Source organism: Citrobacter sp. wls706, from assembly GCF_005281305.1.
Classification (GTDB): domain Bacteria; phylum Pseudomonadota; class Gammaproteobacteria; order Enterobacterales; family Enterobacteriaceae; genus Citrobacter; species Citrobacter werkmanii.
The window spans coordinates 16,687-37,434 of the sequence record NZ_SZXG01000029.1 but is presented as its reverse complement, the minus strand read 5'-3'; the positions used below and the strand labels follow the sequence as shown (position 1 = coordinate 37,434).

The 20,748-nt window shown below is 54.3% G+C and carries 13 protein-coding genes; 5 read left to right on the top strand and 8 right to left on the bottom strand.

Features of this window, described 5'->3' with window-relative positions; translation table 11 throughout:
- Positions 1-123: 123 nt before the first annotated feature.
- From baeR to FDW92_RS05025, 6 genes are read right to left on the bottom strand one after another with little or no spacing between them, the layout of a single operon-like run.
- Positions 124-846, bottom strand: coding sequence for a two-component system response regulator BaeR (gene baeR / locus FDW92_RS05050; protein ID WP_019077149.1), 723 nt, complete (start codon positions 844-846; stop codon positions 124-126).
- Positions 843-2,246: a two-component system sensor histidine kinase BaeS gene (baeS, locus tag FDW92_RS05045; RefSeq protein WP_042307430.1), complete on the bottom strand. Its 1,404-nt coding sequence runs from the start codon at positions 2,244-2,246 to the stop codon at positions 843-845. The genes baeR and baeS overlap by 4 nt, the downstream gene beginning before the upstream one ends.
- On the bottom strand, positions 2,246-3,658 hold the full coding sequence (locus tag FDW92_RS05040) for an MFS transporter (RefSeq protein WP_042307431.1): 1,413 nt from the start codon (positions 3,656-3,658) through the stop codon (positions 2,246-2,248). The genes baeS and FDW92_RS05040 overlap by 1 nt, the downstream gene beginning before the upstream one ends.
- Complete coding sequence (gene mdtC / locus FDW92_RS05035; RefSeq protein WP_042307433.1) at positions 3,655-6,735, bottom strand: multidrug efflux RND transporter permease subunit MdtC; 3,081 nt, start codon at positions 6,733-6,735, stop codon at positions 3,655-3,657. Before mdtC ends, FDW92_RS05040 begins: the two co-directional genes overlap by 4 nt.
- Positions 6,736-9,858, bottom strand: a complete 3,123-nt coding sequence (locus FDW92_RS05030) for an MdtB/MuxB family multidrug efflux RND transporter permease subunit (protein WP_042307435.1) — start codon at positions 9,856-9,858, stop codon at positions 6,736-6,738.
- Positions 9,858-11,105 (bottom strand): MdtA/MuxA family multidrug efflux RND transporter periplasmic adaptor subunit, encoded by a 1,248-nt coding sequence (locus FDW92_RS05025; protein WP_042307436.1) that lies wholly within the window; start codon positions 11,103-11,105, stop codon positions 9,858-9,860. The genes FDW92_RS05030 and FDW92_RS05025 overlap by 1 nt, the downstream gene beginning before the upstream one ends.
- 279 nt (positions 11,106-11,384) lie before the next feature.
- Between FDW92_RS05025 and FDW92_RS05020 the strand changes: the two genes are divergently transcribed.
- Positions 11,385-11,444, top strand: coding sequence for a type I toxin-antitoxin system Ibs family toxin (locus tag FDW92_RS05020; RefSeq protein WP_137350000.1), 60 nt, complete (start codon positions 11,385-11,387; stop codon positions 11,442-11,444).
- A gap of 99 nt (positions 11,445-11,543) precedes the next feature.
- Here the strand turns inward: FDW92_RS05020 and yegD are convergent, their stop codons facing one another.
- Positions 11,544-12,896 carry a molecular chaperone gene (gene yegD, locus FDW92_RS05015; protein WP_042307438.1) on the bottom strand — a complete coding sequence of 451 codons (1,353 nt, stop codon included), beginning with the start codon at positions 12,894-12,896 and terminating at the stop codon, positions 11,544-11,546.
- A 136-nt stretch (positions 12,897-13,032) separates the two neighbouring features.
- Here yegD and alkA point away from each other — a divergent pair, with 136 nt between their 5' ends.
- Positions 13,033-13,902, top strand: a complete 870-nt coding sequence (alkA, locus tag FDW92_RS05010) for a DNA-3-methyladenine glycosylase 2 (RefSeq protein WP_042307985.1) — start codon at positions 13,033-13,035, stop codon at positions 13,900-13,902.
- Here alkA and FDW92_RS05005 read toward each other — a convergent pair.
- Positions 13,870-17,199, bottom strand: a complete 3,330-nt coding sequence (locus FDW92_RS05005; RefSeq protein ID WP_042307987.1) for a diguanylate cyclase — start codon at positions 17,197-17,199, stop codon at positions 13,870-13,872. The genes alkA and FDW92_RS05005 overlap by 33 nt on opposite strands.
- Positions 17,200-17,514: 315 nt before the next feature.
- Here FDW92_RS05005 and udk point away from each other — a divergent pair, with 315 nt between their 5' ends.
- The 3 genes from udk (at position 17,515) to asmA (ending at position 20,708) form a co-directional block, all read left to right on the top strand.
- Positions 17,515-18,156 carry a uridine kinase gene (gene udk / locus FDW92_RS05000; RefSeq protein WP_003036776.1) on the top strand — a complete coding sequence of 214 codons (642 nt, stop codon included), beginning with the start codon at positions 17,515-17,517 and terminating at the stop codon, positions 18,154-18,156.
- A gap of 91 nt (positions 18,157-18,247) precedes the next feature.
- Entirely contained in the window at positions 18,248-18,829 is a 582-nt protein-coding gene (dcd, locus tag FDW92_RS04995; RefSeq protein WP_003834269.1) for a dCTP deaminase, read from the top strand.
- A gap of 25 nt (positions 18,830-18,854) precedes the next feature.
- The gene (gene asmA / locus FDW92_RS04990) at positions 18,855-20,708 is read left to right on the top strand and encodes an outer membrane assembly protein AsmA (RefSeq protein WP_042307441.1); all 1,854 of its coding nucleotides are present in this window, start codon (positions 18,855-18,857) and stop codon (positions 20,706-20,708) included.
- Positions 20,709-20,748 lie beyond the last annotated feature (40 nt).

Genomic DNA, 20,748 nt, shown 5'->3' with positions numbered 1-20,748 from the left:
TGAGGCGGTTAGGGGAGTGCCCCCATATTAAGGGCGGGCATTGTAGCGCTGAGGGGCGGGCAGGTAAAGTCATTGTGCTGGTGGTTGCTTCGCCTTACCCGATATCATTTGTACTATCGCTGATTACGCAATTCGGCACGCATCGGCTTCCCAGCGATACCCTACGCCATACACCGCGCGAATGAAGGACTGCTCTGCATCCAGCGACTCCAGCTTACGTCGCAGGTTCTTAATGTGGCTGTCGATGGTGCGGTCGGTAACGACGCGGTAGTCGTCATACAGATGATTGAGCAACTGCTCGCGGGAGAACACTTTTCCCGGCTCGTGTGACAGCGTTTTGAGTAAGCGAAATTCCGCAGGCGTTAAGTCGAGCATTTTCCCCCGCCACGACGCCTGAAAACGACCTTCGTCGACGATCAACGGGCTGTCTGCATCCATTTGTTGCAGTTCGCGCTGTGGCTTGCAACGGCGCAGGATCGTCTTCACGCGAGCAACGACTTCGCGCGGGCTGTAGGGTTTACAAATATAATCATCCGCACCAATCTCCAGTCCCAGCAGACGGTCAATCTCTTCGATTTTTGCGGTTACCATCATGATGGGAACTTCAGAGAAACGGCGAATTTCCCGACACAGTGTCAGGCCATCGGTGCCGGGCAGCATCAGATCCAACAAGATCAGATCGGGCGGCGTTTGACGTACGTAAGGCAGGACCAGATCGCCATGGCTGATGAGCGTAGGCGCGTAGCTTGCCGCCCGCAGATAGTCAATAAGCAGTTGTCCCAGCTTGGGTTCGTCTTCCACGATCAGAATACGCGGCGTGTTTTCATCAATGGGTAACTCTGTCATACATCTCTCTGTAAATCGCGTTCGAGCGGTAGCTCTACTGTAATGCTAACCCCGCCAAAAGGCGAATGAGCGGCGCGGATCAGGCCATTATGCGCCTGTACAATATTGACGCAAATCGCCAACCCCAAGCCGGAACCACCGCTGGCTCGGTTACGCGAGCCTTCAGTGCGATAAAACCGTTCAAACAGCTTCTGCAACTGCTCTTCACTCACGCCGGGAGCGGAATCAGCGAAGGTTAATAACACCATTCGTTCACGTTGTTCAGCGCTGATATGCAGCCCGCCGCCGTTGTCGGTGTAGCGCAAGCTGTTTTCCAGCAGATTGTTGAACAGCTGCATCAGACGATCCCTGTCGCCAAATACCGTCATACTGTCCGGGAGAGAAAGTTGTATCGTCAATCCCCGGCTGGCAAAGCGTTCACGAAATGCACCGCTTGCCACTTCCAGCAGGGGAATAAGATCCAGCGATGTTTTCTGGTAGGCCAGCGCGCCTTCATCGGACATGGAGAGCTGATGAAGATCGTCCACCAGTTTGGTGAGCGTTGCGACTTCGGCCTGTAAAGAGGTCACGGAGTCGGGGGTAAACTGGCGTACGCCATCCTGAATAGCTTCCAGCTCGCCGCGTAGCACCGCCAACGGCGTACGCAGTTCGTGAGAAATATCGGCCATAAAATCACGCCGCATCTGCTGGTTTTTTTCCAGCGTACTGGCAAGCTGGTTGAAATCTTGCGCCAGTTTGCCCAGCTCATCGGTACTGGTCGGCGCAACGCGGGTGGTGAAATCGCCTGCAGCCAGTTTATGCGTGCCTTCCACCAGTCGTTTGACCGGGGCCAACAGGCCGCGCGCCAGCGTAAATGTTGCCAGCGCCGCCAGAATCGTGGAGAGCGCGACGATAAGCCAACTGGAGCGTCTTTGCTGCATGTCGAAATTGATATCCGTATTTCGCGTTAAGCGCTCTACGGGAGAAGCAATCACGGCACCCACTTCGCTACCGTTGACGCGGATAGGATGGCGCATACCGTCGTGAGGGACCGGAGCGCGCGGACCGACCAACACGCGAGCGTTTTGATCAACAACCCAAAACTGGGTACGCCAGCCGTGCGGCGGCATGCCGGGACCGGGTTTATCATCGTCGTTGTCGTGTTCAAAAGAGCGCAGGATCTGAAAAACAAAGCGATCGTTATTGCGTAAGAACCGCCAGTTGCCATGCTGCTCATACTGCTCGCTCAACGCGTCGCTGAGCATTTGCAGACGCTGCTCGTTACCGTGTTTGATATAGTCAATAAAACCACGTTCGAAGCTAATGCGTACGGCCCAGTGCATACTGATCAGCAACACAATGCAGGTGGCGAAAATCGCCAGAAACAGTTTGCCGGTGATACCGGGCCGCCAGAACTTCATCAGGTGCTCCTTTTGCGCCGTGAGATCACCGCGTTAGTTTGCGTGTCGTTCGGCACGCGGGCAAAAATAATGGCGGGCAGAGCAATAATGAATGCAATGCACAGCCAGGTATACATAAAGACGGTATGCGTACTGCCGCTGTCGATAGCGATATGCTGCTGACCAAACATGCCTAGCAACAGGCCAGCGATAGTCACCCCGATACTCATCGACAATTGCATGATCATCGACAGCAGGCTGTTGCCGCTGCTGGCAAGATCGTCTGGCAGGTCTTTAAGTGTAAGGGTATTCATGGATGAAAAACGCGTTGAGTTGACCATTCCCTGTAAGAACAGCACAAAGGGCAGGGCGTAATACCAGCCGAGCAGCGCGGTGGTCATCAGCAACAGGCTGACCAGAGACAGGCCAAGCGTTGTAGTGACCAGTACGCGGCGGTAGCCAAAGCGGTTAACGACCTGTACCACGATGCGCTTCATGCCCATACTGCCGAGCACCATCGGGACCATCATCAGCCCGGCATGAAAAGGTGAAAAACCGAGTCCAATCTGTAAAAACACTGGCGTCATAAACGGCAGCATACCGCTGCCGATACGTCCGGCAAAACTGCCGAGCAGACCTAACGAGAAGGTTGGTGTGTGAAACAGATTCAGACTAAACAGCGCGCGTGGATTACGATGGGCGTGTTTCAGATATAGCGCAATAGCCAACGCCCCGCAGATAACCAGCACCGCCAGCGTGATACCGGAGATGCCGGTTCCTTTACTGCCATCGAGCGCCAGCGTTAGCACCGCCATGCCGACCGCCAGCATCGCGAATCCCGAAAGATCGAAGCGTCGCGTTTGCATGGTGTAGTTGGGCATCAGCATTAACGTTGCTATCGCGCCGACAATGCCAACCGGAATGTTCAGCAAAAATATCCAGTGCCAGGAGGCATACTCAACCAGAACGCCGCCTAACGCCGGACCCAGCAATGGGCCAATCTGGCCGGGTAACGTGACAAACGTCATCGCCGCCATATATTGCTCACGCGGGACGATTTTCATCACCGTTAGTCTGCCAACCGGCACCATCATCGCGCCACCAACGCCTTGTAAGACGCGCGCCATCACCAGCTCGTTGAGCGTGCTGGACCAGGCGCAAAACAGCGAGCCAAGCGTAAACAGGATGATGGCGGTGAAGAAGATATTGCGCACGCCAACTTTGTCCGCCAGCCATCCGCTGGCGGGCAGCATTACGGCAACGGTTAATACATATGACACAATGACCATATGCATATGTAACGGGCTTTCTCCGAGGCTGGCGGCCATCGAAGGAAGCGCGGTATTGACGATGGTGGTATCCAGCGACTGCATAAAAAAGCCGAATGCCACAATCCAAAGTTGCCAGCGGGTGCTGTCGGGAAGTTCTGTCATAACTCTGCTACCGGTTTGCTATTTTTACGTGAAAAACGCAGACGCAGACGGTCGAAAAAGAGATAGACCACGGGTGTGGTGTACAGCGTCAGGAGTTGACTTACCACCAGCCCGCCGACGATGGTGATCCCCAAAGGCTGGCGCAGTTCGGAGCCATCACCTGCTGATAACACAAGCGGCAGCGCGCCAAACAGCGCAGCCAGCGTGGTCATCATTATTGGGCGAAAGCGTAACAGGCAAGCCTGGAAAATGGCTTCCTCCGGTGGCAACTTACCGTTTCTTTGCGCTTCCAACGCAAAATCGACCATCATGATGGCGTTTTTCTTCACAATGCCAATTAATAGCATGATCCCTATCAGGGCTATTAGGCTGAACGGGGCATTGAACAGCTCCAGCGCCAGTAAAGCCCCAACGCCCGCTGAAGGCAGTGTGGAAAGAATAGTCAGCGGGTGAACATAACTTTCATACAACATGCCCAACACGATGTAGACCGTTGCGATGGCGGCGATAATCAGGATCACCTGCGAGTTCATGGTGTCCTGAAAGACCTGTGCCGTACCGGCAAAACTGCCGCGAACCGTCGAGGGAACGCCAAGCTGGGTCATCGTTCTGTTGATGGCCTCCGTCGCTTCAGAAAGTGAAGAACCTGTCGGCAGGTTAAACGACACCGTTGACGCGGCGGACAAGCCCTGATGATTCACCGACAGCGGGGCATTCGCCGGTTGCCATTTGGCAAAGTACGATAACGGGATCGCCTTACCGTCATTGTTGATGACGAACATTTTGTCCAGCGCGCTGATGTCCTGGGTGTAACGTCGATCAACCTCCATCACCACTTTGTACTGGTTCATCGGTTGATAAATTGTCGAAATCTGCCGTTGTCCGAAAGCGTTATTCAACAGGCTGTTGGCGGCGGCAACATCGATTCCCAGACGCGACATGGTGTCGCGATCGTAAATCAGATTCATCTCCGCGCCATTGTCCTGTTGATCGGAGTTGACATCCGCCAGTTGGGGCAGGGCGGCTAACGCCTTGCGAATTTTAGGTTCCCATTCACGTAGCGCCGCCAGATCGTCGGACAGCAGTGTGTACTGATAGCTGGCGTTGGCCTGGCGTCCACCGACGCGAATATCCTGCACCGCCATCAGAAACAGATTCGCGCCCGGCTCTTTGGCCAGCGCGACGCGCAGGCGGTCGATCACCTGTTGAGCGCTTTCACGGCGTTCATCGCGTGGTTTGAGGGTAATAAACATCATCCCGCTATTGACCCGGGAACCACCGGTGAAGCCAGTGACGTTATTCACCGCCGGATCGTCGCGGATGATCTGCATAAAGTCTTGCAGTTTGCCGCGCATCGCCTGGAAAGAGATGCTTTGGTCAGCCTGGATCCCGCCCATCAATACGCCTGTATCCTGCTCAGGGAAGAAGGTTTTTGGGATGGAAATGTAGAGCCAAATGTTCAGCGCAATGGTGCCGAGTAATACCACGCCCACCAGCCGCGTATGGCGCAGCACCCATTTAAGCGATGTGCCGTAGCCCTGTTGCAGCGCCACTAACACGCGACCAAATCCCCGCTTACGCGTTTGTTCGCGCGGGGCGCTGGATTTGAGCATCCAGCCACACATCATTGGCGTTAATGTCAGTGACACCAGCAGGGAAATGCCGATTGCCACCGACAGCGTGACGGCAAATTCGCGCAGCAATCGCCCCGGCAGGCCGCCCATCAGCAACAGCGGTAGGAATACCGCGACCAGCGACAGGCTCATGGAGAGAACCGTAAAGCCCACCTCGCGCGTGCCCTGTAGCGCGGCCTGAAGTGGTTTCATTCCCGCCTCGAGGTGGCGGGCTATGTTTTCCAGTACCACGATGGCGTCATCGACGACAAAACCCGTGGCAATGGTTAGCGCCATTAACGACAGGTTGTTCAGGCTGAATCCGCACAAATACATGGCGGCAAATGTGCCGATTAGCGAGACCGGAACCGCGACGGCGGGGATGAGGGTTGCGCGTCCGGAACGCAGAAAGACAAAGACCACCAGGATAACCAGCGCCACGGAGATAATCAGCGTCTGTTCAACTTCCTCCAGCGAGGCGCGAATGGTCGGCGATCGGTCCTGGGCGATTTGCAGATCGATAGCGGCCGGGACCAGGGTTTGTAATTCCGGCAATTTGGCCCGGATGCTGTCTACCGTCTGAATGATATTGGCTTCCGGCAGCTTGCGGATCATCAGCAGGATGGCCGGTTTGGCATTGGTCATCCCCGCGTTGCGCACGTCCTGTACCGAGTCGCTCACAGACGCAACGTCACCTAACCGCACCGCAGCGCCGTTATTGTAGTGGATGATAATCGGTTGGTATTCGGCTGCCGTTTTCAGCTCATCGTTGGTTTGTACCTGCCAACGATGGGTTTCACTCTCGATAGCTCCCTGCGGTTTACGCACGTTGGCGTTGTCGATTGCGCTACGCACGTCGTCCAGCGATACGCCCTGGTTAAACAGCGCTTGTGGGTTGAGTCCTACGCGCACGGCAGGCAGAGAACTTCCTCCCACGTCCACGTCACCCACGCCGTCGATTTGCGCGATGGTTTGCGCCAGTTGGGTCGACGCAAAATCGTACAGTTCACCCTGGGAATACGTATCAGAAGTGAGCGTCAGGATCATGATCGGCGCGTCGGAAGGGTTAGCTTTGCGGTACGTTGGGCGACTGGGCATTCCGCTAGGCAGCAGGCTTTGTGCGGCGTTGATTGCGGCCTGAACGTCTCGCGCAGCGCCGTTGATGTCACGGTCGAATTTAAATTCGAGAATGATGCGTGTGCTGCCAAGCGAGCTGCTTGAGGTCATTTCGTTCACGCCCGCGATGCGGCCCAGAGAGCGTTCCAGCGGGGTGGCGACAGAGGAGGCCATCGTTTCGGGAGACGCGCCGGGTAATGAGGCGCTGACCATAATCACCGGGAAATCCACCTGCGGCAGCGGGGCCACCGGCAGCAGACGAAAACCCAGTATGCCGCACAGAGTGATGGCCACAGAAATGAGAATAGTCGCCACCGGACGATGAATGAAAAGCGCGAAAAATTTCATTTACGCTTCCTCTTCCTGACGTGGGAAGCGGCTTTTCACATACAGCGATAAACGGTCAAACAGCAGATAAATCACTGGGGTGGTGAACAGGGTTAATACCTGGCTTACCAGCAGACCGCCGACCATGCCAATCCCTAATGGACGGCGTAACTCTGCGCCCACGCCGGTGCTTAACATCAGGGGCAATGCGCCCAGCAGCGCCGCCAGCGTGGTCATCAGGATCGGGCGAAAACGCAGCAGACAGGCCTGGAAGATAGCTTCACGCGGCGCCATACCCTGTTCGCGCTCTGCGGCCAGGGCAAAGTCGATCATCATGATGGCGTTTTTCTTGACGATACCGATGAGCAAAATAATGCCGATAATCGCAATGACGTCCAGTTCGCTGCCGGCAATCATTAACGCCAGCAGTGCGCCAACGCCCGCCGTGGGCAGCGTGGAGAGAATGGTTATCGGGTGAATAAAGCTTTCATACAGCACGCCGAGTACGATATACATCGCGACAACCGCCGCCACAATCAGCCAGATAGTGTTACCCAGCGCGGCCTGGAAGGCCAACGTACTGCCCTGAAACTGGGTGGTAATGTTCGCTGGCAGGTTAAGCGTTTTTTCGGCATCCAGAATCGCCTGTACCGCATCGCCCAATGAATAGTCGTCTGGCACATTGAACGAGATGGTTGTCACCGGAAACTGATCGAGATGGTTAATCGACAGCGGAGCAAAACGCTGTTCAATGCTGGCGATAGCGCTGAGCGGCACCACGCCGCCGTCGCTACTGGTCAGACGAATAGTCTCCATAGCCGCAAGCCCTGGCGTCGTGTCGGTGTCATGTTCTAACACGACGCGATACTGGTTTGCCTGCGTATAGATGGTTGAAATCAGGCGTTGGCCGAAGGCGTTGTACAGGGCGTTATCGACATCTGCCATGCTGATACCTAAACGGCTGGCGCTGTCGCGATTGACGTTCACATAGGCTACCAGCCCTTTGTCCTGCCAGTCACTGCTGACATCAGACACCTGCGGTAGCTGTTGTAGCTTTTCCAACAGTTGGGGAACCCAGGTGCTGAGCGCATCCAGGGAGGTTGCTTGCAGCGTGAATTGATATTGCGTCCGGCTGACCTGAGTATCAATCGTCAGGTCTTGCGTAGGCTGCAGATAGAGGTCGACGCCGGGAACGTTGTTTACTGCCTCTTGTAACCGCGCGATCACTTTCTGCACGCGATCATCGCGTTCATCCAGTGGCTTAAGGTTGATTTGCATACGTGCGCTGTTTAATGCCGGATTGGTGCCGTCCACGCCAACAAAAGCGGTCAGGCTCTCAACCGCCGGATCTTGCAGGATGACATCTGAGACCTGACGCTGACGCTGGGCCATGCTGGCAAACGAGCTGGACTGCGGTGCCTGCAGCGTGCCCTGGATGATACCGTTATCCTGTATCGGGAAGAAGCCTTTTGGAATAAAGACCCACAGCATGACGCTTAGCGCCAGCGTGCCAAGCGCCACGCTGAGCGTCAGCCACGGATGGTTAAGCACTTTAGCCAGCCAGTGCCCGTACCCGGCGATAATGCGATCAAACATCCGTTCCGAGGCGCGCGAGAAGCGGTTCTGTTTACGTAACGATGCCTGACTGAGCATGCGGGCGCACATCATCGGCGTGAGGGTGAGCGACACTACCGCAGAAATCAGTATCGCCACGGCCAGCGTTACGGCAAACTCGCGGAACAATCGCCCGACAATATCGCCCATAAACAACAGTGGGATCAGCACGGCGATCAGCGAAAATGTCAGAGAGATGATGGTAAAACCAATCTCGCCCGCACCTTTCAGGGCGGCGGTCAGCGGTTTTTCGCCTTTTTCGATATAACGTGAAATGTTCTCAATCACCACGATGGCGTCATCCACCACAAAGCCGGTGGCGATGGTTAGCGCCATTAAGGTCAGGTTATTGATAGAGAAATCAAGAAAAACCATTACCGCGAAGGTGCCGATTAGCGACAGCGGCACAGCGACCGCGGGTATAATCGTTGCCGGGATATTGCGCAGAAACAGGTAGATAATCATAACAACCAGCGCAATCGCCAGCATCAGCTCAAACTGGGTGTCGGCTACGGATGCACGAATATTGGTTGTACGATCGGAAAGCACGCTGACCTTTACTGATTTAGGCAGGCTTTCAGTGAGCTGCGGCAACATTTGGCGGATGCTGTCAGCAGTGGAAATGATGTTTGCCCCCGGCTGGCGCTGAACATTCATCACAATGGCTTGTTGCTTATTGGCCCATGCGCCCAGCCAGCTATTTTCTGCCCCTTGCTCAACGTTTGCGACATCGCCCAGACGAACCGGCGCGCCGTTTTTATAGGCAATAATAAGCTGACGATATTCATCCGCAGACTGCATCTGGTCGTTAGCTGAGAGCGTGACGGCACGCGTTGGGCCATCAAGACTGCCTTTAGCCGAGTTGACGTTGGCGCCGGTAATGGCCGTACGGATGGTTTCGCTGGTCAGACCGAGCGCGGCAATGGCCTGCGCATTAAGCTTCACGCGAACAGCCGGACGTTGCCCACCGGAAAGCGTCACCAGACCCACGCCCGAAACCTGAGAGATTTTCTGGGCGACGCGGGTTTCGACCATATCTTCCACCTGCGTCATCGGCATCGCGCTGGAGGTGACAGCCAGCGTCATGATCGGTGGATCCGCCGGGTTTACTTTACTGTAGACCGGCGGGTTAGGCAGATCGCCCGGTAATAAATTGGTGGCGGCATTAATGGCGGCCTGAACTTCCTGCTCGGCGACATCCAGCGGGAGCGTCAGTTGAAACTGCAACGTGACGACCGAAGCGCCGCCGGAGCTTTGCGAGGACATCTGTTTTAAGCCGGACATTTGTCCAAACTGACGCTCAAGCGGCGCGGTTACCGCCGAAGTCATAACGTCCGGGCTGGCGCCGGGGTAGAGCGTTACGACCTGAATTGTGGGGTAATCCACTTCTGGTAAAGCGGCGATCGGCAGGAAACGATAACCAATAATACCTGCCAATAAAATGGCGACCATCAGCAGCGTGGTGGCGACGGGGCGCAGAATAAACAGGCGCGAGGGGCCGCCTGAGTTGCCAGGAGGTAACACCTGCATCAGGAGTTAGCTCCTTTTTTTCCGTAGCCGCGCGGCGTAGTTTTTTCGTCTGTTACAGAGGTGTCGTGCGCCTCTACGACTTCAACTTTGGCCCCTTCCGTCAGGCGGTCAATACCGTCGGTCACTACGCGATCGCCCACGGACAGTCCGGCGGTAATCACCACTTTCTGGCTATCCTGGATACCCGGTTTAACCAGGTGTTTACTGACGTTATTGTCGCTGTTCAGCACCCAGACAAAGTGACCTTCATTACCCATTTGCAGGGCAGCAGTGGGGATGACAACAGCATTTTGTTCCGTGTCGACCAGCATGCGGGCATTAACGAACTGATTTGGGAATAAGGCATCATCCTGATTGTTAAACCGGGCCTTAACTTTGATGGTTCCGGTAGTTGCGTCGATTTGATTGTCGAGGCTCAGCAGGACGCCTTCGCTGAGTTTTTGCGAATTAGTACGGTCCCAGGCTTCGACCTTCAGCGGGTTCCCCGATTTTTGCGCCCGCAACACGGTGGCGATGTCGTTTTCGGGTAAGGTGAATATCAAGTCGATGGGGTGGGTTTGTGTAATGACGACGATGCCGGTGGTATCACCGCTGGAAATCTGGTTGCCAACATCCACCTGTTTCAGACCGACCCGTCCATCGACAGGCGCGGTTATACGGCTCCAGTCGAGCTGCAATTGGGCGCTGGCGACGCTGGCTTCATCCGCTTTGATTGTCCCTAACGTCTCATTTACCAGCGCCTGTTGGGCATCCAGCTCTTGGCGGGAGACCAGATTGGTTTTTACCAACTGCTGATAACGCGCAAGATCGCGACGGGCATTCGCCAGCGTGGCTTTATCTTTTGCCAGTTGCCCCTGCGCCTGAGCCAGAGCAACTTTAAATTGGCTGGGGTCTATCTCTGCCAGCAAGTCGCCGGCTTTTACCTGTTGCCCTTCCGCGAAGTGTAACGCGATGAGCTGGCCATCTACCCGGCTTCGCACCGTAGCGGTATTGGCGGCAGTAATAGTGCCTAGCCCCGTCAGATAACGTGGAACGGCTTCCTCGGTGGCGGTGGCGGCCTGAACGGGAGCCAACGGCCCGGAACGCATACCACGACGCCCAGCTCCTGGCGAGTGCTGCGCTGGTTTGGTCGCGCCGGGTGCGGTGCCCTGGGGTTCACTGCGGCTTTGCCAGAACCAGAATGCGGCGATGGCGGTCACGACGATCACAGTTGCTATCACCCAGCGGGATTTGTTACTGCCTTTCATTGTTATGGGTTTCTCATCCTGAAACGATTCGCGGAATGATACTAGTTTAGCCAGCGAACAAGGGAGAAAAATGGAGGAATTATGAAACACTGTCGGGATTCGTCTGAATGCTGATGCGGCTTTGCGAGGCGTTACGCAACATTTAGCGCTGAAAACGGCGAACAAGAAATAGTGCGTTAGAGTGCGTTCAACGCAAAAAGGAGGTAAGCCAGAGATTTCAGCGGGACGCTGAAACGGGAAAGCCCCTCCCGAGGAAGGGGCCAGAATAAGGAAAGGGTTATGATGAAGCACGTCATCATACTGGTGATATTCTTAGTCATTAGCTTCGCGGCTTACTAAGACACCAGGGGGAGGGGAAACCCTCCCTAACCCTCACTCCTGAAAATAAGCCACAGCAACGGTGATGTCAATATGCACACCTTTCAGCTTGCGAGCGGCTTAGCGGAAAACAACCTCAGCCCAGCGGGCCAATCCAGCGGTAACGGAACCGAAATCATCGCCACCGGCAATTGGGATGCCCGGGAGCTGCTCTGCGAGAGCTTTTTTGATCAACGGCGAACGCGCGCTGCCGCCGGTCAGGTAAATCACGTCCGGTTTTTCCTGCGCGTTTTCCAGCGCCAGTTGCACCTGCTCGAGAATACGCGCCAGAGGCTGATTGAGCGCAGCTTCCAGTCCGTGTTGACTGATATCGGTGGCCAGCGTTTCGCTGATAAACGGTAGCGCCGCCGTAACTATGCTCTGGTCGGACAGCGCGATTTTGCTCTCTTCTGCGCTGCGCACCAGGCGGTAACTCAGACGCTCGCGCCAGACTTTGAGTAACAGCGCGACTTTATCGGCTTCCCGGGCGTCACGTACAAGATCGTTTAATAAGCGTCCGTTGGCACTACTGTAGAACTCACTTTGCGCGGGGACATCGTTAATCGCGACCGCGTTCCACCAGGGCAGAATAGGTAAGGCGATGCCTTTTTCCGTTTCTCCACCCATGCCGAGGAGCGGCATCAAGTGTTTAAAGGCCAGTGCAATATCCAGATCGTTCCCGCCTACGCGGCAGCCGCTGTGCCCCAGCAGGCTGTTTTCGCGATCGGCGCGTTGATGCCATTGTGGTCCCATTAGCAACAATGAACAGTCGGTTGTACCCCCGCCAATGTCCACGACCAATACGCGTTTTTCTTCCTGCAGCGTGGCTTCGTAATCCAGACCAGCTGCTACCGGTTCGTACTGAAAGACGACATCCTGAAAACCAGCGCGTTTTGCCGCACGTTCAAGGATACCTTGCGCCTGAATATTGGCGTCATCGCCACCTAAACCCTGAAAGTTGATTGGGCGACCAATAACGGCCTGGGTGATGGCTTCCGGCAACTGGCTTTGTGCCTGATTACGAATATGCAGCATCATGGCACAGACCAGATCCTCAAACAGCGCAACCTGCTGCGGTTTCAGACCGCTGGCACCGAGAAAGGATTTTGGTGATTTAACGAAGTACACCTCTTCCGGATCGTCAATATAGTGACCCAGCGAAGCCAGACCGAACTGCACGCTGTTGGCATTAACATCGATATCTTCTTCGCGGTTATAGCGCATCGCACGGCGCAGTAACGCCTGCGTTTCATCATCCGTGGTTGGAACGTCGTGATGCCGATACAGCCATTCACTGACCGCTTCGCGTGTTGGCGCACAAAGCATTGAGGGCAGAAGCGTGCTGTTATTTTCCATTTTGAGCAACTGTGGCTGCCCGTCTCGCATAACGGCCACTGAACAGTTTGCCGTACCGTAGTCAAAACCAATAAACACCGTAAAAATCCCCATGCCAGTGAAGAAGGGGCGTGACTTTAACGAAATGTTGACGTCCCGACAACTGGAATATGAAAGCAAGGCGTATCGTTTGAATACCGTTTATGCTGTAGGTTTGCTGGAAAAGGAAAATGCAATGTTCACGCTGAGTTGGCAACCGCCTTACGACTGGCCCTGGATGCTGGGGTTCCTGGCCGCCCGTGCGGTGGAAGGGGTAGAAACCGTGGGGGATCTGCGTTATGTCAGAAGCCTGTCCGTCGGGAATCATCGTGGTCTGGTGCGCGTGATACCGGATCTACACACCCATCAACTACACGTGACGTTGAGTCAGGGGCTACAGCCGGTTGCCGCAGAGTGTCTGGCTAAAATGACACGTTTATTCGATCTTACCTGTTGCCCGCAGCAAATAGCCAGCGCGCTGGGAAGCCTTGGAGCAGCGCGTCCGGGACTGCGTTTGCCGGGCAGTGTCGATGCTTTTGAACAAGGAGTACGAGCGATTTTAGGGCAGTTAGTCAGCGTGGCTATGGCGGCGAAACTGACGGCGAAAGTGGCGCATACTTATGGGCAAACGCTGGAGGATGCCCCAGAGTATGTGTGTTTCCCTACCCCTGAAGCGCTCGCTGATGCTGAACCATTACACCTGAAAGCGTTAGGGATGCCGCTCAAACGCGCTGAAGCGTTAATTCATCTGGCTCGCGCGACGCTGGATGGAACGCTTGCGACGCAAGCGCCTGCCGATATCGAGCAAGGCGTCAAACATCTGCAAACGTTCCCCGGAATAGGGCGCTGGACCGCCAACTACTTTGCGCTGCGGGGCTGGCAGGCGAAAGATGTTTTTCTGCCGGATGACTATCTGATTAAACAACGTTTTGCCGGCATGACGCCCGCCCAGATACGGCGGTATGCAGAGCGCTGGAAACCCTGGCGCTCCTATGCGTTATTACATATCTGGTATACGGATGGCTGGCAGCCGTCAGTTGATGGCGAAATTACTGGTATTCAGTAGCAGATCCAGCGGTTGGGCGTCGGCAATGATATCGCCATAAATCATATCAATCCCGATGCCAGAAAGCGCATCCATGATCAGCGGCAACTGCACCGGGCCGGCGATGGTTTTAATGTCCAGACGCTGAGCATGGCCCTGGATAATGGACACCCACATTTCGTCAATCACGTTACCGTGGGCGCTGGCACTTAGCTCGCTGTCGAGCAGCAGGTAATCAACCATGCGATACTTCAGGTTGTCAAACAGCTCTAAATCGCGACCGACATGACTTAAAATAATTCGACATCCGCACTGACGCAGTCGATGTAATGTGGATATAGCCTGCGTTGGGTTTGTTTTTATCACGTTAGACGGAACGGTCAGGTGCAGCAGTCGTGGTGGTAACGGACTTCTTTGCAGTTGCCCCAGCAGCTCGTCAACAAGTTCTGTATTCAGCAGCCCGGCGGCGGAAAGGGGCAGGGCAATGCTGAGTCCCTTACTGGCGACGGCCGGGGCAGCACTCTGGAAGAACTCGGTGAATACCCGGCGGTCAAGCGCCTGATTTAATGTAGGATCGACCAGCCCGGCACGGAAAGCGTGTTCTTCAATAATCTCCCCTTCAGCTGTCCCTAAACGCAGCGAGAGGAGCCAGAAGCTAAACGTCTCTGGTATACGCGGGGAGGCCACGCCCCTGGCGATGATTAACATTGGATTGTGCGTAATGGTGTGTCTTTGTTCATCCAATGACAGTTGGCTTCGCGCAGCATGAGCCTCGCTTTGCTGGGGTTCATACACGCAGACTCGCCCACGCCCACTGTTCTTCGCCGCATAACAGGCAATATCCGCCTGAGACATGACGTCGCTGGCGACATGGTTTTTTTCATCAATGAGCGTAATCCCCGCACTGGCGCCAATACGGTGCAAGCGGCCTTCCCACATGAAATGATAATCGTTGATGGCGCTGATGATGCGACCTGAGATAAAGCGGGCGCTTTCGATATTACAATCCGGCAGCAACAGACCAAACTCGTCGCCGCCAAGGCGCGCCAGCATATCGCTGGAACGCAGCATGCTTAGCATCAGTGAAGAGAGTTCGCGTAGCAGGGCATCGCCTGCGGCGTGACCGGCGCTATCGTTTACGGCTTTAAAACGATCGAGATCGATAAAAACCAAAGCATGCTGTTGGTGCGTGTCGTGAACCGTATGCAGTAACTGCTTTAGATGATTTTCGAAGCTGACGCGGTTTGCCAACTGCGTCAGATCGTCATGCGAGGCGCTATAGCTAAGCTGGCGCAGCATTTTACGTGATTCGGTGACATCCTGAATCACCAGCACCGAGCCAATGCTGCCGCCATCGAGAGTACTAAGGGGGGTGATGCTGTACTGAATGTCATAACTGCTGCCGTTGCGACAATGCAGAACGACTTCCTGCTCGATGGCCGTACGCGACATGTCAGCACTGTAGATATTTTCCATCAGCGGACCGTTGTCGCCGAAAGTAATACGTAGTACCGTCAGCAGCGGAATGCCGATGGCGCTTTCCTGCTGCCAGCCGCTCATTTTCTCTGCGACCGGATTCATAAAGGTCACGTTCATATCAACATCAATACAAATCACCGCTTCGCCAATCGAATCCAGCGTAATGTGCAGACGTTCTTTTTCCTGATACAACGCTTCGTTAAGCTGCTTCACCTCGGTCATATCCATATTGATGCCAAGGAAGCGTTCAACTTCACCGTCTTTATTCAGTACCCGGTTTGCCAGTGAGCGGATATGCCGCACGCCATCTTTGACCGCAATACGAAACTCGAGCTTAAAGGGGGCCCGTGCGGCCAGCGAATCGCGAATGACATTTTTAGCATGTTCACGATCTTCGGGCACAACGCAGTCATACCAGACTTGCCAGCTGGGTTTGATATGCGCAGGGACTTCATACAAATCAAACATGCGCTTATCCCAACTGATTACGTCAGGCTGTAGCTCCCATTCCCAGATGCCAATTCCCCCGGCTTCGTTGGCGAGGGTAATGCGCTCCATCAGCCGCTTGTTAATCCACTCGGTATGCTTCAGATCGTTAATATCCTCAACCTGCGCAATAAAGTAGAGGGGGGTATTGTCGCTATGACGCACCAACGAAACGGCCAGCAAGGCCCAGACGACATCACCGGAGCGCGTGTAATAACGTTTTTCCATGGAGTAGCTGTTGATTTCTCCGCGTGCCAGCATATCCAGCTGTTCGAGATCATTGTTCAGATCTTCCGGCCAGGTTAATTGCTGGAAGGTTAGCGAACGTAGCTCATCCTGGCTGTAACCCAGAAACTGGCACAACGCTTTATTCGCCTGGAGCCATTGCCCTTCGGTCCCCACCAGCGCCATACCAATCGCGGAATATTCCATGGCATTGCGAAAGCGCGATTCGCTTTCAGAGATATGTTTGCGTTCGGCCCGAAACGCGTACATCACCATCGTCATCATATTGGCCGGCAGCAGGATCATCAAAAACGGCAGCCACGGCAGGCTGGTCATCAAGTTGGGTTTGGGGATGTAGAGCAGAGAAGGGTCTGCGGCCAACATCATCGAGACCATCATCACGGTGCTGAGGAAAATTAAAAATGCCTCCATTCGCGGCAGGCGAACAGCGCTCCACATCAACAGGACGATAACGCAGGTAAAAGGCCATGGAAGATACATCATGGACAGCCAACTGAACGTCAAGGTCACCAGAAGTGTGATGACGGTTTCCAGCAGTAACCGCGGGTCGCGGTGGCGGAGCAAATAATGTGGCTTAAACAGCAAACCTAACGGCACCAGCGCCAGCGCGCCGATGGATTCTGACAGGACCCAAATAAGAAAAGTATTTAACGAGGTTTCCTTTGGCAGCAATAACCACAGTAACAAGCCGCCCAACACAGGGGGAACCACGGCGCTGCCAAATGCCAGGCGCGCCCAGTCGTTAAGATTTTGTAAGGGGTTGTACCAGGGCAGCAGTTTCCGCAATAGCATTGCGCCAACGACAGCCTCAATAATGTTGATGGCCGTATAGGTGAAGCTCAGCGATTCACCGGGGAAGAAGAGTAAGGACGCGCCGATATTACCAAATGAACAAGCCAGCGCGATTCCCGGCCACATCTTTCCCGCATGACGGTAAAAAGCCACCATCATGATTGACGTTGGGAACCAAAGCGGGGCCAGTTGCGCACCGAAACGTGACAGTTCCAGCGAGAATAGCGTAAAAATGAAAGCCACCAGACCTAAACTGGCCATGCGCAGTAGAGGATGAGGTAAGGTAACTAAAACATGTTGGGATTGTTTACTCATTACCACTCTACCCAAATAGCCGATGTCGTCCGGGAGATATGCCGGATACATCATGTTTAATCTGCGATTATGCTAGTACAAACAATTTACAATTTATACGCCAGCTGCTCATAAATTAACACTCTCAAGCTATTAATTCCTAAGGCTGATAGATAAATTTAGCACCTGCTTTAAAACTGATCATTTTAATTTGCGACAAGGAAAGCATTGGTGCAGGCTGGACTGGCATCGCGCCGCTGAAATCCCTATAATTGCCGCGTTTGGCGTTTCGACGCCGCCCTTCCTTACATCCAGGTTAATCAGGTCGCTAAATTTATGACTGATCAGTCCCATCAGTGCGTCATTATCGGCATCGCCGGCGCATCGGCTTCCGGCAAGAGTCTTATTGCCAGCACGCTTTATCGCGAATTACGTGAACAAGTCGGTGACGAACATATTGGCGTTATTCCCGAAGACAGCTATTACAAAGATCAAAGCCATCTGTCGATGGAAGAACGTGTAAAAACCAACTACGACCATCCGAACGCGATGGATCACAGTCTGCTGTTTCAACATCTACAAACGCTTAAACGCGGAAGCGCCATTGAACTCCCCGTTTACAGCTATGTTGAGCATACGCGCACGCAAGACACTATTCATATCGAACCCAAGAAAGTGATCATCCTGGAAGGCATTCTGCTGCTGACAGACGCGCGTTTGCGTGACGAGATGAACTTCTCTATTTTTGTTGATACGCCGCTGGATATTTGCCTGATGCGCCGTATTAAACGGGATGTGAACGAGCGTGGTCGTTCTATGGATTCGGTGATGGCGCAATACCAAAAAACCGTACGTCCAATGTTCCTGCAATTTATTGAGCCTTCAAAACAATACGCCGACATCATCGTGCCGCGCGGGGGTAAAAACCGCATCGCCATCGATATTCTGAAGGCTAAAATCAGCCAGTTCTTTGAATAAGTTCAGCGAATTGTGTACCGTTCAGTGATAACCTGGTTCACCCTTAACGCACCTGGCATTAAGGGGTTGAAGCACGAAAGGAGAAAGTGCCATGCGTTTATGTGACCGAGATATTGAAGCCTGGTTGGATGAAGGTCGCCTGTCGATCACTCCACGCCCTCCTGTCGAGCGAATCAATGGCGCCACGGTAGATGTGCGTCTTGGTAACAAATTCCGTACGTTCCGCGGTCATACGGCGGCGTATATCGATTTGAGTGGACCGAAAGATGAAGTCAGCGCCGCGCTGGATCGTGTAATGAGCGATGAAATCGTCCTCAAGGACGGCGAGGCATTTTTCCTGCATCCGGGTGAACTTGCGCTGGCGGTGACGTTCGAATCCGTGACGTTGCCTTCCGATCTCGTCGGTTGGTTAGATGGACGTTCTTCATTAGCGCGTCTGGGACTGATGGTACACGTTACCGCACACCGTATCGATCCGGGCTGGTCAGGGTGCATCGTACTGGAATTCTACAACTCCGGAAAATTACCGCTGGCCCTGCGCCCAGGCATGCCGATTGGCGCGTTGAGTTTCGAACCGCTTTCCGGTCCGGCTGCGCGACCTTACAACCGTCGTCAGGATGCAAAGTATCGCGATCAGCAGGGCGCTGTTGCCAGCCGGATCGATAAAGACTGAATGTTTTCAGTCCATTGGGGATAGCATGAGACGATTTCTGACAACGCTGATGATCCTGCTGGTCGTGCTGGTGGCCGGTTTTTCTGCGTTAGTACTGTTGGTGAATCCGAATGATTTCCGTGCGTATATGGTCAAGCAGGTTGCTGTGCGTAGCGGATATCAGCTGCAGTTGGATGGTCCTCTGCGTTGGCACGTATGGCCTCAGCTGAGCATCCTCTCGGGACGCATGGTGTTAACCGCAGAAGGTGCCAGTGAACCCCTGATTCGTGCCGACAATATGCGTCTCGACGTCGCGTTGTGGCCGTTGTTGAGTCATCAGCTCAGCGTGAAGCAGGTGATGCTCAAGGGGGCTGTGATTCAACTGACCCCGCAAACTGAGGCGGTGCGTGGACAAGATGCGCCCGTTGCTCCCAAAGACAATACATTGCCCGATCTGGCGGAAGACAAAGGATGGTCGTTTGATATCGCCAGTCTGCGCGTGGCCGACAGCGTTCTGGTATTCCAGCATGAAGACGACGAGCAGGTTACGGTTCGCGATATTCGTCTGGAGATGGAACAGGATAGCCAACACCGTGGTACGTTTGATTTCTCCGGGCGCGTGAACCGCGATCAGCGTGACCTTGCGTTATCCTTAAACGGCACCGTCGATGCCTCCGACTACCCGCATAATTTGTCCGCTAATATTGAGCAGTTAAGCTGGCAACTACAGGGGGCCGATTTGCCGTCGCAGGGAATTAAAGGTGAGGGGCAACTTCAGGCACAGTGGCTGGAAGAGAAAAAACAGCTCGCGTTTAGCCAAATTCATTTGACCGCTAACGACAGCTCTCTCGCCGGGCAAGCCCAGGTGTCGTTGTTAGATAAACCCGAATGGCTCGTCGACCTGAAATTTGGTCAGCTCAATCTGGACAATCTGATTGTGCAACGCGATGCCGTGGCAGCGACAAACGGTGAGGTGCAGCAAGGCCAGGGTCAGGCGACGCTGGCGCGTCCCGTCATTGCTTCGCAGGTTGATGCCGTCTCTTACCAGGGACTCAAGGGATTCTCGGCAGACATCACGTTACAGGCTGACAAGGTATTGTGGCGTAAAATGGCGTTTGAGAATGTCTCGGCAAAAATAGACAACCAGTTTGGTTTACTGAAGGTCGTGCAACTGGAAGGGAAAAATGACGGTGGACATGTTTCGCTTCCCGGTACGTTGGACGCCAGAAAAGATGAGCCGCGAGCAGTCTTTCATCCGCGACTGGAAGGTGTAGAAATTGGCACAATCCTGAAAGCCTTCAACTACCCCATCGCGCTGACCGGTAAGCTGTCACTGGCGGGAGATTTTTCCGGCTCGGATATTGACGCCCAGGCGTTTCGTCATAGCTGGCAAGGCCAGGCCCATGTCGAAATGAGCGATACGCGAATGGAAGGGATGAACTTCCAGCAGATGATACAACAAGCCGTAGAACGCAGCGGCGGTGATGTTAAATCACAGCAAAACCTGGATAACGTCACCCGACTGGATCGCTTTGTAACCGATCTGACGCTGGATAACGGCGAGCTTACGCTGGATAACATGGCCGGTGAGTCTGCGATGCTTGCGCTGACGGGCAAGGGGACGTTAGATCTGGTGAAGCAGAATTGCGACACGCAGTTTAACATTCGCGTGCTGGGCGGCTGGGATGGCGAAAGCAAGCTGATTAAGTTCCTGAAAGCCACGCCGGTTCCTCTCAGGGTTTATGGCCAGTGGCAGGCGCTGAACTATAACTTGCAGGTTGATCAGCTGTTGCGTAAGCATCTGCAGGATGAAGCGAAACGTCGTCTGAACGATTGGGCCGATCGCAATAAAGACTCCCGCAACGGTAAAGATGTTAAGAAGTTGCTGGATAAACTCTGATTCAAATTGCCGGATGGCGGCTGATGCGCCATCCGGCGGG

Bases quoted from the DNA above. Each gene is read 5' to 3' on its own strand.
- baeR (WP_019077149.1), bottom strand. From the start codon at position 846: ATGACAGAGTTACCCATTGATGAAAACACGCCGCGTATTCTGATCGTG.
- baeS (WP_042307430.1), bottom strand. From the start codon at position 2,246: ATGAAGTTCTGGCGGCCCGGTATCACCGGCAAACTGTTTCTGGCGATT.
- FDW92_RS05040 (WP_042307431.1), bottom strand. From the start codon at position 3,658: ATGACAGAACTTCCCGACAGCACCCGCTGGCAACTTTGGATTGTGGCA.
- mdtC (WP_042307433.1), bottom strand. From the start codon at position 6,735: ATGAAATTTTTCGCGCTTTTCATTCATCGTCCGGTGGCGACTATTCTC.
- FDW92_RS05030 (WP_042307435.1), bottom strand. From the start codon at position 9,858: ATGCAGGTGTTACCTCCTGGCAACTCAGGCGGCCCCTCGCGCCTGTTT.
- FDW92_RS05025 (WP_042307436.1), bottom strand. From the start codon at position 11,105: ATGAAAGGCAGTAACAAATCCCGCTGGGTGATAGCAACTGTGATCGTC.
- alkA (WP_042307985.1), top strand. From the start codon at position 13,033: ATGTTCACGCTGAGTTGGCAACCGCCTTACGACTGGCCCTGGATGCTG.
- FDW92_RS05005 (WP_042307987.1), bottom strand. From the start codon at position 17,199: ATGAGTAAACAATCCCAACATGTTTTAGTTACCTTACCTCATCCTCTA.
- udk (WP_003036776.1), top strand. From the start codon at position 17,515: ATGACTGATCAGTCCCATCAGTGCGTCATTATCGGCATCGCCGGCGCA.
- dcd (WP_003834269.1), top strand. From the start codon at position 18,248: ATGCGTTTATGTGACCGAGATATTGAAGCCTGGTTGGATGAAGGTCGC.
- asmA (WP_042307441.1), top strand. From the start codon at position 18,855: ATGAGACGATTTCTGACAACGCTGATGATCCTGCTGGTCGTGCTGGTG.